9 protein-coding genes are annotated in these 16076 nt (G+C 46.9%); 8 read left to right on the forward strand and 1 reads right to left on the reverse strand.

Going from position 1 to position 16076, the window contains the following annotated elements:
- Window positions 1–29: 29 nt before the first annotated feature.
- From IQ256_RS18115 to IQ256_RS18140, 6 genes are all read left to right on the forward strand, one after another.
- On the forward strand, window positions 30–707 hold the full coding sequence (locus tag IQ256_RS18115) for a hypothetical protein (protein ID WP_193856962.1): 678 nt from the start codon (window positions 30–32) through the stop codon (window positions 705–707).
- Window positions 708–785: 78 nt separating this feature from the next.
- Window positions 786–1178 carry a hypothetical protein gene (locus IQ256_RS18120; RefSeq protein WP_193856963.1) on the forward strand — a complete coding sequence of 131 codons (393 nt, stop codon included), beginning with the start codon at window positions 786–788 and terminating at the stop codon, window positions 1176–1178.
- Between the two features lie 440 nt (window positions 1179–1618).
- The gene (locus tag IQ256_RS18125; RefSeq protein WP_193856964.1) at window positions 1619–3424 is read left to right on the forward strand and encodes a hypothetical protein; all 1806 of its coding nucleotides are present in this window, start codon (window positions 1619–1621) and stop codon (window positions 3422–3424) included.
- Window positions 3425–3451: 27 nt separating this feature from the next.
- On the forward strand, window positions 3452–3673 hold the full coding sequence (locus IQ256_RS18130; protein WP_193856965.1) for a hypothetical protein: 222 nt from the start codon (window positions 3452–3454) through the stop codon (window positions 3671–3673).
- 41 nt (window positions 3674–3714) lie between these two features.
- Window positions 3715–4068 (forward strand): hypothetical protein, encoded by a 354-nt coding sequence (locus IQ256_RS18135; RefSeq protein WP_193856966.1) that lies wholly within the window; start codon window positions 3715–3717, stop codon window positions 4066–4068.
- A 28-nt stretch (window positions 4069–4096) separates the two neighbouring features.
- A complete protein-coding gene (locus IQ256_RS18140) occupies window positions 4097–12124 on the forward strand; it encodes a DEAD/DEAH box helicase family protein (RefSeq protein ID WP_193856967.1) in 8028 nt (2675 codons plus the stop codon).
- Here IQ256_RS18140 and IQ256_RS18145 read toward each other — a convergent pair.
- Window positions 12121–12528, reverse strand: coding sequence for a hypothetical protein (locus tag IQ256_RS18145; protein ID WP_193856968.1), 408 nt, complete (start codon window positions 12526–12528; stop codon window positions 12121–12123). The genes IQ256_RS18140 and IQ256_RS18145 overlap by 4 nt on opposite strands.
- Before the next feature lie 235 nt (window positions 12529–12763).
- Between IQ256_RS18145 and IQ256_RS18150 the strand changes: the two genes are divergently transcribed.
- Window positions 12764–13996, forward strand: a complete 1233-nt coding sequence (locus IQ256_RS18150; protein ID WP_193856969.1) for a hypothetical protein — start codon at window positions 12764–12766, stop codon at window positions 13994–13996.
- A gap of 5 nt (window positions 13997–14001) precedes the next feature.
- Complete coding sequence (locus IQ256_RS18155; RefSeq protein WP_193856970.1) at window positions 14002–15699, forward strand: tetratricopeptide repeat protein; 1698 nt, start codon at window positions 14002–14004, stop codon at window positions 15697–15699.
- Window positions 15700–16076 lie beyond the last annotated feature (377 nt).

Here is a 16076-nt window from a genome sequence, read left to right on the forward strand (position 1 = left end):
GTAAACGTCGAACAAGAAAGCTACTGTTATTGTTCGTATCAACACTTTTAGTCGCTATAAGCATTGGCTCGGTTGTCTCTAGAACTGTTGAGGCCGATGGTGATCGACTTTCACCTAGAGCAGTTGTGATCGCAGAAGAAGTCTTAACCTACAACAAAATTGAAGGCTCAGACCGCTTACAGCTAGCCCAAAACTTTGTAGTACCACCGTGCGAGTCACTACAGAACATGATTGACCGAGGTGTCAATGTAGAATTGGACGCTGAAGTCGACAGCTATGGAGAGTTGTTCCAAATGTGGAGCTATGTTGGCCCCGAGACAAGAGTACCGGAGACTATAGTCACTAAAGTCATGGTTAGTGGTTTGTGTGGATTGGCTTTCACACCATATGACGAATACATAACCAACCGAATACCACTCGATATTGCACGAGAACTGACTTTACAGTCGTACTATCCACTTATTGAGGAAGCGGGCGGAATAGAACAATATAGAGAGCAAATCACCTCTGTTTTTAGTGGTACGTATGTTGCTGAGCGTTCACATGGTTCCTACACGGACACCGAACGACCACCTATTGAGATTAATTCCGTGGATAAATGGGCTTTTGACCAGTTAGGAATAGTACTTCCAGAAGGCTCTTTCGTTGTCTTGAACATTGACGACGAGTGGGAATATGACTATGAATACAACTACGACAAGAACTGAATATCATAGCTCTCGTCATCCACTTGCACTCAAAGCTACGCACCGCATAGCATTCATTTCATTATATTGAACCAAAAAATGAACACACTTGCAGTTAAACAAGCATCGCGTACAGCCTTAGCATTCTACGAGGCGGAACCAAAAATACAGCAATACATTCAAGAGCAGGCTGCTAAAGGTGATCTCCCCGGCGAGTATACACCGACCGTAGTCGAGGTCAAATTTGAAGGGCTCACCTACCTTCGATACGAAGCGGGTGAAATTACAGCCAGTCGAGAATGCAGTAAAGGCTACGTACCGCCTTTCTGGGAAATTTGCTTCGACGAGGACGAATTAGCTCTCTTTGTGCTTAATCCTGGGGAGATCCTGCTTGACAGAACAGCTCAGATAGCCGAAATGGACGAGATATTGAAAAATTGCGAGCTACGGTCCTTCGCTGAAGACCTTCGCAACAGAGTTCAGGACTCATAGATGGCATAAGCAGCACTAGTAAAACGTAACACCGACATTTCGTTAGGGATGAGCAAATGGCTAAGGACTTAGAAACAGAACCCAGGAACGCAGCCGAAGTCGGTACTGCAGCCGAAGTCAATAAACTTTTTGCTTCCGTTCTAGAACCGGGCGAGAAGCTCAAGATCATTACTGGACCGAACAAGAGAGTAGTCCTAAATGAGAGCAGTATTGGAAAGCCTAGAGACGATCTATCTCTAGAGGCCCTAAACCAGATTAGGGGATCAGCTTTAGATCTCAGCAAAGAAAGGGTAGAAATCCCAAAGACAGAAAAAGGTAAGCCCAAGGCACCAGAATTTGAGGTGCTGGCGATCGCACCGAAGGGACCGGATGACAAGGCTCCTACTAGAACACTCTTCAGGCAGGAACGAGGGAAGGAACTGCCTACCTCGGTTAATCTAGTGGGTGATTTGCTTGCGAACTTGATTACGGATGCTCATATAGAGGGGCAGGAGAATGGGTTTACGACGTATGTCAACGCTCATCACGCCATTGATAGAGATAACAACCCGTTCGCCCCAGGCTTAGAGGGCTATTCAGAAGATATTAGAGAAAATCCGTACGTAAGAGGCTTCACGATAGAAGCATATAAAGAAGGCTTTGAACTCGGTCAACAAACCGGGGAAGAAACTTTTCCTGAGATAACTGTGCTTAGGACCGAAGTAGCTAACGATCTTACGACGGCTGAACTGACAGAAGAAGAGCGGGAACAGCAGAAATCAGCTCTCGATGTTGGTCAGTCACTATCATCAGAGTCGGGAACAGCTCAACAGGCTTGGGCTAATGACATGGATGAATGGCTCAGAAGCGGGAGGGCTACTCAAATAGGGTCAGAAGATAACCTTACCTCAGAGGCTACAGTAGACAGTGCCTTGGGGTCATATGATGGAGACCTTAAGGGACCATCAGACGGAGGAGATAGCCCCAGAGAAACAACTGACGGCGTTGATAACACCAATGAGTTCAACGAGGAAAATCTGCTTGGCGAAGATGTCTTAGCTGAAGATACTGAAGCTACATTACGAAAGGTTCATGGTGAAGATGGTTTACAGCAGGGGAAAGCTGAAACTAATGCGCTGCTGGAGACTGGCGCAGATGACGATCTTGAGAACGACTCCAGTTCTGCGCCAGAAGCAGAGACTAATGAGGTAGGCGATCGCCCTTCCGACTATGAAGACGCTTTTACCTCTAGCAATAGGCCAGATATAGCGGAGAAGGCCATATCTGATAAAAGCCCAGACGCTAGGGAAGACATTGACGAATCAGCAGTCAATCCCGAACCAGCGAGCAACACCATAGCCGCTTTGTTTCAAAGTATCGAGCAGCTCCCAGAAGACTCGCCAGCCAGAGAACTAGCCGAGAAAATAGCGACTGATATTCAAGCCCGAGAATCAGAAGTCATCGCAAGGGAAGAAAGGGCTCAGAGTCTTAAAAACATTGCAAAGACAAGCTTGTCATCGATAAAAAGCTTTGCAAGCAATGTTCGCGAAGGTGCTGTTGAGGCGATAGATGCTGTTCGACATCCATCACCTAGAGGGATAGCAGGACTTGCATTAAAGACAGTAGGGGTAGCAACTAGGACAAGTGGTAGAGCATTGAAAGCGACTGGTCAGTATCTTCAGACTAGGGCAGAGAAGCTAGATGAATACGGAATGGCTAAAGCAGCTGTAACCATACATAAAAAAGGTAATGCTCGTACGGGCGAGAACAGTTTTAGCAAAGACGGCTATACCGTAGAGAAATCAGGCAATCAATACAAAGTCCTTGACTCTATGAATCGATCAGTCATGGAATTCAAGACGAACAGTAAAGGTCAGCCAATTCGAGTTATTCAAACTGAAGCTGCTCAGGCGCAGGATAAGAAAGCCTTGAAGAAGATAGCAAGGAGTCCAGTCATCCTCGGCAGCTCAGAGAAAGAAAAGGTATATGAGAGGAAGGTCCGAGCAATTATAGAAGTTGTAGAGGCCCGGTTAGGCGACGGCCAAAAATGGTCTGGTAAGAATTTTGAGATCTCAAAGAGGAATGGAGACATTGAAATATCAACAAAGACAGATCCCGGAAGAACAGCAATAATCGATCGTAAGGATGAAGTTCAAAGCAACCTTACTAGAGAGGATGTTAACTATCTGTCTTCACAAATGGCCGAGTTAGAACATCGTATATACACACACGAGAGACAACCAGTAGCGAGTCAGATAGCAATGTAGGTTGAGTCTCCCCATTTAGTAACTCCTATGCACCCCTTTCTAGATTCACTGACAGCCCTTAAACCTAGAGCGTTCAGAGTCCAATTAGACGGAGAAGATATATACAAGGCAGAGTTTACAGACAGTGGCGTCAACACAGTTTTTGAAAAGCTGGTCGATCTCAACGTACCGAGACACTTGCTCACCGTCTTTTTCGATGACATACCTACGCCTGTCTATTCGATTGCTCTTAATGGTGAAGTGGGCTAGGAGGAATAAGATGTAAAAGCACAGTCACAAAAAGTAAGCCGATGTCATCACCAGAGTCACTACTTCCAGAGCTAAACATTCCACAAGGTACTCTTCCAGACGTTGCTGACGCCCTACGCCACTGGCGTGAGCATCGACCCAAGATGTACACGGAGCTATATCAGAGCGGAACATTATTGGAAACAGCAAACGCAGCATTTGAAGCCACTGTAGATGAGGAAGAACAGATTCACTTCGCTCTTATTAGACAGGGCTACGATTCGCCAACGGCATTCATTATGGCGAAACAAGCAGTGAGAGAACGCTACATCTATCTGCCGACAGAAGAAGATGTACCTGAGCTTATGACGACAGAGACAGGACTCTACACCTATCAGCCAGAACCTGACGACTGATATAAACGAACACGAAATAGAATCAACGATGGCTAATTACCGAATTACAGATGCGGATGATTTAGCAAACGGCGGCGCAAAGACGAAAGCGCGACAAAATATTGCTGCTATCAAGTTACTCAAAGAAATTGAGAGAGAGAATCGCTCTGCGACTACAGAAGAACAGGCTATCCTTGTTCGCTATTCAGGATGGGGCGCAGCACCTGATATCTTTACAGCTAAATCGGCCTGGGCTGAGCTTAAAGGTGAACTAGAAGAGCTTCTAACAGAAGAAGAGCTTACCGCCGCTAGAGCTTCGACCGTAAATGCTTTCTACACAGATGCAGTCATCGCGGCAGAGATTTATAAGGGTGTGAAGCAGCTAGGTTTCCCCGGAGGGAAGATTTTAGACCCTTCTCTGGGAGCTACCGGCATCTTTGAAGGCATGATGCCAGCAGAAATGGCCAATGACTCTGAAATTGTTGGCATAGAACTAGACGACCTATCCGGGCGGATTGCCTCACAGCTATATCCAGATGCGGATATTCACATCCGGGGATTCCAAGATACAATCCTCGCTGATGACTACTTCGATCTCACCATTAGTAATGTACCTTTTTCAGAGGTAGGTGTTGGCGACCCACGCTACAAACATCAGCCGATCAACACACTACACGACTATTTCTTTGCGAAAGGGCTCGATAAACTGCGACCAGGTGGGCTGATGGCCTACATAACCTCGACAGGAACAATGCAGTCGGCAAAAGGAAAACCTTTCCGGCAATACTTGAGCGACCGCGCCAATTTGGTCGGTGCGATGCGGCTACCAGGAGACGCCTTCAAAAAGAATGCTGGTACTGAGGTCACTACAGATCTCATCATCTTGCAGAAACTAGGCGATGGCGTTGTACCTAATGGTATCGTCTGGACTGAACTCGCAGAGACAGACGTTCTTGATAGCGAAGGAAAACGACTACAGACAAACGAATACTATGCGCAGCGGCCAGAGCTGATGCTGGGAACGCTGCGCGACGACAAGCTGTATCCTGGTCGATTAGCACTCGATGGTGATGGTAGAGATATTGCAACGGCTATTGAAGGGGCGTTCGCTACGGTGCCTTCAGGCATTTATCAGCCGCAGTTAGGGCTCACGGCTGATGCGACTCGGCGCATACTGGTGCCGCCCGAGCTGCAATCAGTCAAGCGAAACGGCTTCACCCTCTACGAAGACAAACTGATGCAGCGTAGAGGTGACTATCTAGAGCCTACTGAACTCACCGGCAAGCCCTACGAGCGAGTCATCGAACTGATAGGGCTAAGAGACGCCGTTCAAAACGTATTTGATGTTCAGCTACAACAGGGCTCAGATACAGAACTAGACTCAGCGCAGAAAAGCTTAGAAAAAACCTACGACAGTTTCGTACAAAAGAATGGATACATCCACCAGAGAGGAAATCGACTCGCCTTTCGTGGAGACCCTGATTACCCCCTACTTCTAGCCCTAGAAAACTACGATCCAGAGGAAAAGACGGCGAAGAAGACGGATATCTTCTTCAAGCGCACAATCCAAACCTATCAGCCCAAAACACATGCCGAGAGCGCCAAGGAAGGGCTGCTTTTCAGCTTGAACGAGTTCGGAAAAGTCAATATCAGCTACATTGCCGAACTAACTTCTCAGTCGAGGCTAGAGGTTATTCGTGACCTACAAAAAGAGCAACTAATATTCAAAGATCCCATAATAAAGGAATGGCAGACCAGCGATGAGTATCTCAGCGGAAACGTTAAGCGGAAGCTAGAAGTTGCTCAAGAAGAGGCCGAAAAATATAGCGAATTTACCGTCAATGTAGAAGCGCTTCAAGCAGTTCAGCCAGAACCACTGCTACCGGGTGATATTGATGTTCGACTAGGTTCTATATGGATACCGCCTTCTGACGTAGAAGCCTTTGCTCACAACCTGTTAGGAGTAGACAAGGGAATTACTATTCAACATTCCAAAAGTGCAGACGCTTGGTACGTGAACACTACATATAGAGTCAATGTACTTGCTGCGAACAATAGTATCTACGGGACTGGCGAAGTATCTGCGACCACGCTCATTTCACAAACGCTCAATCTAAAAAATCCAGTTGTATACAAAGCCGATCCTCATGATGCAGATAAGAGGGTTATCGACCAGGACGAAACGGCAGCAGCGCGACTAAAGCAGGAAGAAATAAAAGAGCGGTTCAAAGATTGGATTTGGCAAGATCCAGAGCGGACTGACCGTCTCACTAAAGTCTACAACGAGACCTTTAATACCAACCGAGAGCGGCAGTATGACGGGAGCCATTTAGAACTACCCGGCAAAAATCCAAACTTTATTCTTAGACAGCATCAGGCCGATGCTGTCTATCGCTCTTTGTCTGGCAACACGTTACTCGCTCACGCTGTCGGCGCAGGCAAAACAGCCGAGATGATTTGCTCAGGCATGGAACAAAAGCGATTGGGCCTAGCCGATAAGCCGATGTTCGTTGTACCAAATCACCTGCTAGAGCAATGGGCTGGAGATATAAAACATCTTTATCCTACGGCCAACATCCTCGCAGCTACTAAAGAAGACGCATCAAAAGCAAATCGTCAGGAGCTGATGGCTCGCATCGCAACAGGGCAGTGGGATGCTGTAGTGGTGACACACTCTGCTTTCGGGAAACTCAAGCTCAGTAACCAGTCTCAAACTGTATTTCTAACAGAAGAGCACGAAAAAGTTAGAGAGGCGCTTCTCAGCGTAGATAAAAATAGCGAAGAATCGCGCCGATTAATGAAGGACTTAGAGAAGAAGAAAACAAAGCTAAGTGAAAAAATTAGCGCGATCTCAGACAGTACGGAAAAAGATGAAACGATCACGTTTGAGCAGCTAGGAGTAGACCTATTAGTCGTAGATGAATCGCACTACTTCAAAAACTTAGGCTACGTCACTAAGATGCGGAACGTCGCGGGTCTACCTAACACAGAAAGTCAGCGTGCTTTTGATATGCACATGAAAGTCCGTCATGTTACGCAAGTGCGGGGCGAGGGGAAGGGCATTATTTTCGCGACTGGAACGCCCGTCACTAATTCAATGGCAGAGCTATACACTGCACAGCGCTTTTTACAGCCAGAGGAGCTGAAGCGCACAGGAGTTGAATCTTTTGACAATTGGGCAAGCGTTTTTGGCGAAATGGTGTCCGCTGCCGAGCTAACTGCGTCGGGCAAATTTAAGGTCACCTCTCGATTTAATTCATTCACCAACATGGGTGAGTTGATGGGTAGCGTTAGGCAGTTTATGGATATCAAAACTGCTGACATGCTGGATCTGCCCGTACCTAAGCTATTGAACGGCGAACCTACAATCGTTGCTGTACCCGCTACAGACGATCAGCTTGCTTACATGGATGACATGGTACAGCGTGTTGAGAACATGGGCAATATCGATCCGACGGAAGACAACATGCTGAAGCTGACCGGGGATGGAAAGGCTACCTCCCTTGATCCACGGCTGCGGATGCCCGGTGCGGCAGATGACCCAAACAGTAAGATTAACTACTTTGTCAGAGACGCCTATAAGTTTTGGGAAGAAAATCGCAATGAGAAGACACATCTCGCCTTCTGCGATTTAGGTACTCCTAAGAAAGCAGGCGAGTTTTCTCTATATCAGGAAATAAAAGATAAACTTGTCACCAAAGGTATTCCCGAGAAAGAGATTGCGTTTGCCCAAAGCTATAAAACAGATGCTCAAAAGTTACAGATGCAAAAGAAATTTAACGAGGGAAAAATCTCTCTCTTGATCTCTGGATCACAGCTAGAAACTGGTTTCAACGGTCAGGCAAGGCTGGCTAGAATTAGTCATCTCACAGTTCCCTGGCGTCCAGACCAGATTGAGCAAAGAGATGGGCGTATGCTTCGGCAGGGGAACCGGAACGAAGTTGTTGAGTCCCGACGCTACATCACTCAAGGACGCAATGGACAGCCAGGAATGGACGGCTACTTTTGGCAAACCCTAGAAAAGAAGGCTGGCTTTATTTCGCAGCTGATGAAGGGCGATACTAGCGTTCGTCACATGTCTGATATATCAGAAGAGGCCCTTGATTTTGCCACCGCAAAAGCGATCGCTACTGGCAATCCGCTCATTATGGAAATGGCTACGCTCGATAACACTGTCAGACAGCTATCAAGTCAAAAACGCTCTCATATCAACGCCACTTATCGAATCAGACGACAGCTGAAAAGAATACCCGTCACAATTGAAATAATTGAGCAAAACATAAGAGACATAAAAATAGATCTCGACTCAGCTAATCAAGCGAGTACAGCAGGCAAAATTACTTTATTCGACCAGCAGCTAAGCCTTAGCCAAACAGAAGAGATCGGTAAACGTATACGGAGTAACGTTAGTTATATACGACCTAGCAGAGGGGAAAGAGTTATATCCAAAAAGATTGGAAACCTAGGAAAATTTGAGATATATGTATATCGCTATATGGATGATAGTCCTGCTCTAAAAATAGTAGGAGCAGATAATTATCATTATGACAAGATTTTGGGCTCAAATAAAAGGGCTTACGAACCCATAAGACGCATCCTAGAAGTAGATATAGCTGAGAGATTAGAAAAATTAAACGATCAACTATTAAGTAACAAAGATAACCTTCAAAAGCTGTCTCAGCATGTTGAACAGCCTTTTCAAAAGGAAGAAGAGTTAGCCGCAGCTACCAAACGTCTTGCGGAAGTGTATAAAGAGCTAAATGCAGAAACTGAAGCTCAAAAAGGGAAGAGCAGTGATTCTGATCTGACCGCAGATGGCTCCGCTTCTGATACATCTGCTGACATTCGTCCCCACGTTGCGCCACAGAGCGAGCAAGAAAGCGGAGTCACCAAACGAGTCGCCAAGTTTCTTAAAGCTATAAATCTACAGCATGAAGTTGCCTCTACAGAAGGACTCTACCTAATACTTAAACATGAAGAAAGAGATACTGACTTAATTATTGACGCTAACGACGGGGAAAGTATCAAACTGACAACTAATGTCAAAACTGGGCGTCTACCCGCAACAAATATTGCAGCTGTATTTCAGTTAGATTCCTCTGGAATACTCACGCTAGAAAGCGCTGAAGGAGGAGAAGAAACTAACCTTGGTGAGCTAGCACTGGCGGCTAGGTTAGCTCATTATCTATCTGTAAACAAAGATAAGTTCGTATCCTCACTTCAGGCAACGGTAGAAGCAGATGAGTCATCAGTCAGCCTGAGCGCTGACAAAAGCCCAGAAGTAAAGTCGGGCAACTCTCTAGATCCCGATACCGGGGAAACTACGGCAGATAGTGAAGATGCCGAGACAGAAGAGGCTACCGCTCCTATCGTCTCTTCAGCAGAGACACAAAAGACGGACCAGCCGTCAGACCTACAGGAAGTTGTCGAAGCTCAAGGAGCAGTATCAGGGTCAGTAACCTCCCATGCTCCAGACAGAACTCCAGCAGTAGAAGCTCAGCAGTCAGACCAGACGCTAGAAGAACAGCCTTCGCCGCCGCCGCTGCCGGAGAAAGTTCAACCTAGTGCTGAAGCGAATCGGGAAGAACTTGTCCCTAGCCGAGAATCTGAAAGTCAGCAAGTAGAACCAGTAGTTCTTGAGCTAACGTCTCTCTTTTCGGGGAAGAAAGCGGAGATTACTCTCCCACCTGACCCTGATCTAAAGAGCAAGGATCACACTAGCCCCACAGCGGCAGCTCCCGAAGAGACAGAGCCTAGCGTAACTATCTACGAGAGCGAGGAGATCGCAGTCACTGAGAACAGGGAGCGCGGCGGAATTGAAGTCAGGTTTACTGAGAAGCCTAGCAAAGAGTGGACTAGCAAGCTTAAGACCCAAGGTTTTAGATTTTCAAAAAAGGATAGCGATCCTCGGTGGTGGAAGAAAACAGACAAGGTCTCCATGCCGGCGCTCAGACAGTTTGCAGAGGACTACAGCTCGACAGTCAATGAAAAACTGCTCACGCCGGAGGCCGACGACGAAGCGCCACCTACCGGAAAAGGTTCGTCAGCCAAGGAAGCAATCAGCAGCGAACAGTTAGACAGCGTTCGGCCCATTCTTCGTATCTACCTAGAGCTGAAAGCCGAACATCCAGACTCTGTCGTACTGATTCGTACCCCTATTGGTCACTACGAAACTTTTGACGACGACGCAAAACTGGCTTCTAAAGAATTAGAAACGAAGCTGAGGACAATCGACTCAAAAAATGATCGCTATGGAAGGATCTTAGTTAATAGAATCTTTCAGGAAAAGCTTGATGATTCTATTGAGCGACTGAGGCAGCTCGCCCCAGTTGTAGTCCGACGTGGTTTAACTGAACTATCTACCTACCCCAAGCTGGAAGCAACTGAGACTCTAGATCCTCAGCTACCTCAAGAAGCAGCGACTGAGGGCCCTGAATCCAGAAAGATAGCTGGTGAATCAGAACAGAAATCTGCTGAGCATTTACAGCCTGCGGTCACTCAACGGTTAGAGTCTAGTTTTGCTCAGACAGGCAGAGCGGAAAGAGTGATCGCAACCTTCCTAGATAAGGCGGGACTGTCAGAAGTCGTAATGTCAGGGAAATTGCATATGACAGTGCGGGCCGAGGAGCAATCTTCCCTGCGGCTGGATATCGATGAAGTAGAGCAGACTCGCATCCTTTCGTTCAGACAGGAGAGCAGCCAGGAGGCATCCATCCAACCTGTAGATAGGTCGATGAGTTTCTCAATCTCCGGCGATGGGCTTCTAGCACTCCAGTCTACGGCCTTTCCTGATCCAGTTGGTGGAGGCAAAGCTATTGAAGGGTGCGATCACTCTTTTGCCATGTCGTTTGCAAAAACTCTTTCTCAACAGAATTTTCCAGAAGCAACTCTAGAACAGCTTCGAAGCTCCGGTCCCGAATCTGGCAGAGACAGCGAGCCAGAAACCGAAGCAGTAGCCGAGGAACTGTCAGACCAGAAACATAATCTAGGCTCCACAGGGGCAGAAAGTGCAGAACACCTGGTCCCAGCTTCTGAGCTAGTTGCAGCGGCGATTGCTTCTCACGAACCAGAGCTGGCGGCGGCGCTAACAGATACGGAACCGACTATCCAGGTAAAGGTTGGGCAGCTGCGGCAGTGGTATCGGGCGGCGACAGCAAATGAAGCACCACCTGATGTCTTAGAAGCTATTGAACAGAAAGGCATAGTGGCAAATGAATTCGGAACAGCTATGCTGAGTCAAACTGAAGCATCCGCGATGAACACAGCGCTGACAGCAGAACCAATTGAAGCAGAAGAGCAAGAAGGATCTATACACACAGAAGGAGTCTCAACAGATACCCACGTCCCAGCATCCAAACTGATTGGGTCGATTATTGCCAAGCATGATCCACAGCTCGCCGATGCGCTATCGAATCCTGAACCTACCATTCAGGTGGAAGTTGAGCAATTGCGTCAATGGTATCAAGCAGCTCGTGATAAAAGTAAATCACCGGACCTTCTAGAAGCTATTCGCCAGAAAGGGGAAGTCGCAAAAGAACAGGGTTCAGTCGAGGTCAGTCGAGGTGAAGCCTCTGAAATGAATGCTGATTTGGTGTGGCTAGCTGAGCACCATCCTGAATCGGAGCCCGTCTCGCTTGAGATCCTACGGGAGTGGTGGCAAGCAAACACAGTAGTAGCCAAAGGTAATTACAGGACCGAGATAGAAGCGATCGCAGCTCCTTTGAAACAGGAAGGTGTAGCTGAGGTTGCAATAAGTAGAGCCGACCGTCAGCGGATGAATAGCGACGTAAGGGCATTTCACAGCGTCATTACCGAAGGGGCTTTGACCATTTGGGAAGAACTTAAGCGACAGAACAAGATTGGTAGGACACCCGAAGGAGCAAAATATACGGGAATAAATTACACGATCTCACGGTCTTCAGACGCTTTGAGGATCACCCATAACGCGACGAACCGCGAGTTTAAGCTGAATGGCGATCAGGTAGAGGCAAACACCCTGTCTGTGACGGATGTACAGACTCTCAGAGCTTTGAGCCAGAGAGTTCCTCTTGAGCGCCATAAAGAAGTACAGCACTAATCGTCTAATTTTTCTTTTTCTATCTGCTGTAGCCCCTTCTCCAGAAGGAACAGCACCTGTTGAAGGGTGTTCCTTCTGGAGTGAGCGGCCAATTCAGGGATTTCTAATTTCGATATGCTATCGGACAACTGGGCATACGCGCCTAGCTCATCCAATATAGACCCGCCGAAAAAAACGGGTCTAGCAGCCTTGATAAAGTCTAAGATTCTGTTGATGTATGACGTTTTTGATAGTCTCTGCATAGAGCGATCAGCATCCAAAGCTGCGTTGGCGTCTGGCTCTAAGGCCAGAGTGAATCTACACTTGTTACCGTTCGCACTAAGCGCCCGGATTGAGTTGGCGCGAGTACCAACTCGTTCTCTAGAGGAGCTAGGCTCACTACGGTAACCACCTGTATAAGTCATGGCATAAAACCTGATGTGATTTGAACACTATTTAGAAATTTTATACACAAAGCATCAAAAAAACATACTAAATATTTTTAGATCCACCAATTAAAATGACTTTCTGTCTGAAATCGCTTACCTTATGGCCAAAAATTCTAAATATATTGCGTATTCATGCCTTTAAAGGTATTAATGGCTCATATAATTTATAAGAACATATGGACGCCTGAGCCATTAAAGCAGAGCAAGCTCTATGGATATAGAAAAAGTTATTCCTTTTGTGGAGAAGGCACTTATAGATCACGGGCTTTCCCTAGCTAAGTTAGACCCTATCGTTCTTGAAGCAGCCTGGGATGATACAACCTACATAGCAGTAGGAAAGAAGTACAGCGTCAACGTGAACACGCTGAAAGGACAAGCTGCGCCACAGCTCTGGAAGAAGCTGCGTACAGCTTTTGCTCTTGAGAGCATAGGGAAGAAAACGTTTCGAGAGTGTATAACAAGCATCATTGCAGAGGAGAGACTTAGCAAATCCGAACCCGCAACAAGAACCGCGCACAGCAGTGACCTATTAACAGTACTTGGCGCTACCCTACCCAGCGTTGGCGACTTTGTCGGCAGATCCGAAGACATCAGTCGGTTGTCAAAGCTAATTGATGCCTATCCGCTCCTCTCAGTGGTGGGGCCAGATGGCATTGGAAAGAAAACGCTGCTTGCGAAGTTGATGAGGCAGGGAGAAATATCTCTACAGCGCGTTCTATGGAAGCCTCTGCACCATTCCCCCACATCGGACGAGCTGGAGGAAGAACTGATCGAGACAATGGGCCTAGAGCAAAGCACTGGTGGACTATTGGCGCAGTTTCAGTCGCATCCAACCTTAGTCGTTCTAGACACGACAACTCAAAACGCCGAGAAACAGGTGCTGTTTTCAGAGTACCTGAGTCTAATCAGAAGGATAACCGAAGAGACACAGTCAAAGGTTGTTACAGTCTCAACCTATCCTCTCAAAGAACTCGAAGATCTGGTCTTAAGAGGAAAAGCAATCTCGTATCACCTGCGAGGATTGGCAACTTCTGAAGCGAAAACGCTTCTACACAGTCGCTGGCATGAGGTTGCAGAAGAGCTTTGTAGGGCTGTAGGCGGCAATCCTTTACTGCTAAAGAAAATAGATGGGTGGTACGACTATATAGGCGATGTGAGTCGTCTAGGCAAGATAGAAAGGTTAACCGTCTTGAGCGGATTAGTTGGAGACTTCTATGACAAAATATTGACTGGCGCAGCGTTATCGTCCGCAGACATAGCTTTACTAAGAGACATCGCTGAATCACATCAGGGAATCTCGGTGGAAGACTTGCTGAAGCGACCAGGAGGAGCGCTTGGCATTCGAAAGCTGCTTGATATGGGTCTTGCTTATAAATCGAGCAATGGTCTATCTATGATTTGGCTAGATCCTTTATTCGGACGAAAACTGCTTGGAGCTGAATAGTGGGTGTGCAATGTATCAATACTTACTGTTTGTATTGGTCACAGCAGCAAGATCAAGATGTTTGCGAGCGGTGTGGCTGTTCGCTAATCATCAAAGAGCGCTTTCTCGCAACAAGTAAGTTAGGACAAGCTGACAATATATTCTCGTCGCCAAGGACTCAGACTTTTGATGCCATCGACCTAGAAACAAAGGACGAAGTTATCCTTCGAGTCGTTCACTCAAACGAAGAGAACTTAGTCAGACCACTCAAAGATGCAGTTACAGCACTAAGGTTCGTTCATTCACTGTCACCGCACTCTGGTGTCATGCAGCTGGTCAAGCCGGACGAGTACGGCTACTTTACCTGGAGAATTCAACCAGACGAGCCAGATAGCCACTGCATGGTCACGCAAAAAGTCGCTGGAATCACCTTGCAACAGTGGATCAATGCTAATGGAGCTGCTAGCGAAGCCCTAGCAATTCCATGGCTGCGCCAGATATTGACAGCTCTAAAGGAATTGCATCATGCCAACTTCCTACATAGAGATATCAAACCAGAAAACATTATCGTTGAGCATAGTCATCGATTAGTCCTGATTGACTTAGATGCGATTTGCTCCATAGATTCGGCACTACCAACATCCAACCCAGCTCAGAGGGCAGGGACAATCGCATACATGGCCCCTGAGCAGGCTAACGGGCAACCACTTCCTTCCAGCGATCTGTATTCGGTTGGCCAGACAATGATTGAGCTTCTGACGGGGAAGCTTCCTTCCAAGGTGGCTCGAAACCCAAAGACTGGCAAGGTCAATTGGAGAAAGGAATCTTCAAGACTGTCGAAACCCCTAACCTTATTAGTGGATCTGCTCACTGAGCAAAGCGAACTTTACAGACCAGCGAGCGCAGATAGAGTTCTTAACCTGCTCACTGAAGTAGAGTCTGAACTTGCTAGAAAGCAGAAGTGGCGCTGGCTAGATAACACGGTCGTGCGTGTTGTCGCAGTAGTAATACTCCTGTCCGCCTGTGTTGGAATCGGAGCATCTCTTTCTCAAACGCAGTCAGAAGCAGATAGGTTACTGGCAGAGGGCAACCAGCTAATCTTGAATGGGGCTTTAACTGAGGGCCTTGCTCTCATAGAAGAAGCGATCTCACTCGAACCTAATTCGGTCGAGCTATTGTCATCTCTGGCGATCGCGCAAGCTTTTCTAGGCGATACTAACGCGGCGATCGCTAACTATGAAAAAGCCTTAGAGATTGAACCAGACAATCCCTATCTCTACTACAACCTGGCCAATGTGTACGAGCAGGTTGATCTGGAGCAGGCGATTGAATACTACACAGTGGCCAGTGAGATGAATTCGTTTATCCGGGCAAATGCACTAAATAATCTAGCTAGAGCCTATCTGCTCACCGAGCAATTACAACTAGCAGAAGAAATACTGTCTATCCCTATCGAGAACATAGAAAACCCTCTTACTAGGGCAGCATTCTTTAAAAACTTAGGCTGGCTCAACTATCTAAAGGGCGACTTTGAGACGGCTAGAAGTCAGCTAGCACAGTCAATAGAGGCTTATGCCTACCAGCCAGATCCTTACTGTCTGTTAGCGCTCATACAGGAAGCAAGCGGTGAAGATAACTTCAACGATCGAATGACTTGCATCGGCGCTACCGCACCCATAGACAAACCAGAGGTGCAGAACTGGAAGCAGCAGCTCGGCGACTGAGGCTGATTCCCCAGCTAATCAAATCTAAGTATATACACTTATCAGCATTGTATTATAATCAGTCTAATCTGTATAGATTCTGTATAGACTGGTTAGATGTAGGTGCAATGCTTGCTCTGCCTTTCAACATCAACTAGCACGTCATATATTCAAAAAGCCTGCCTCTACAGCTTATTAATTCGCTTCAAATCACTATCTGGACAGTGCGAAGTTTTTCTCTAAGTAGAATCTTTTCAGGAATCGGCAAAGTGATCGCGTAGAGTGCCGAACATTCCAGTACCGAAAAGGCAAGGAATGTTCGAGACTGGTTGAATTACCACACTCAACCAAATCAATTATGGAACTCTACACTCGCATTGAGCAAGTGCTCATGAGGC

The organism is cf. Phormidesmis sp. LEGE 11477 (genome assembly GCF_015207105.1).
Taxonomy (GTDB): domain Bacteria; phylum Cyanobacteriota; class Cyanobacteriia; order Phormidesmidales; family Phormidesmidaceae; genus Phormidesmis.

Excerpts from the sequence above, each read along its gene's own strand:
- IQ256_RS18120 (WP_193856963.1), top strand. The coding sequence starts at position 786 with ATGAACACACTTGCAGTTAAACAAGCATCGCGTACAGCCTTAGCATTC.
- IQ256_RS18130 (WP_193856965.1), top strand. The coding sequence starts at position 3,452 with ATGCACCCCTTTCTAGATTCACTGACAGCCCTTAAACCTAGAGCGTTC.
- IQ256_RS18135 (WP_193856966.1), top strand. The coding sequence starts at position 3,715 with ATGTCATCACCAGAGTCACTACTTCCAGAGCTAAACATTCCACAAGGT.
- IQ256_RS18140 (WP_193856967.1), top strand. The coding sequence starts at position 4,097 with ATGGCTAATTACCGAATTACAGATGCGGATGATTTAGCAAACGGCGGC.
- IQ256_RS18145 (WP_193856968.1), bottom strand. The coding sequence starts at position 12,528 with ATGACTTATACAGGTGGTTACCGTAGTGAGCCTAGCTCCTCTAGAGAA.
- IQ256_RS18150 (WP_193856969.1), top strand. The coding sequence starts at position 12,764 with ATGGATATAGAAAAAGTTATTCCTTTTGTGGAGAAGGCACTTATAGAT.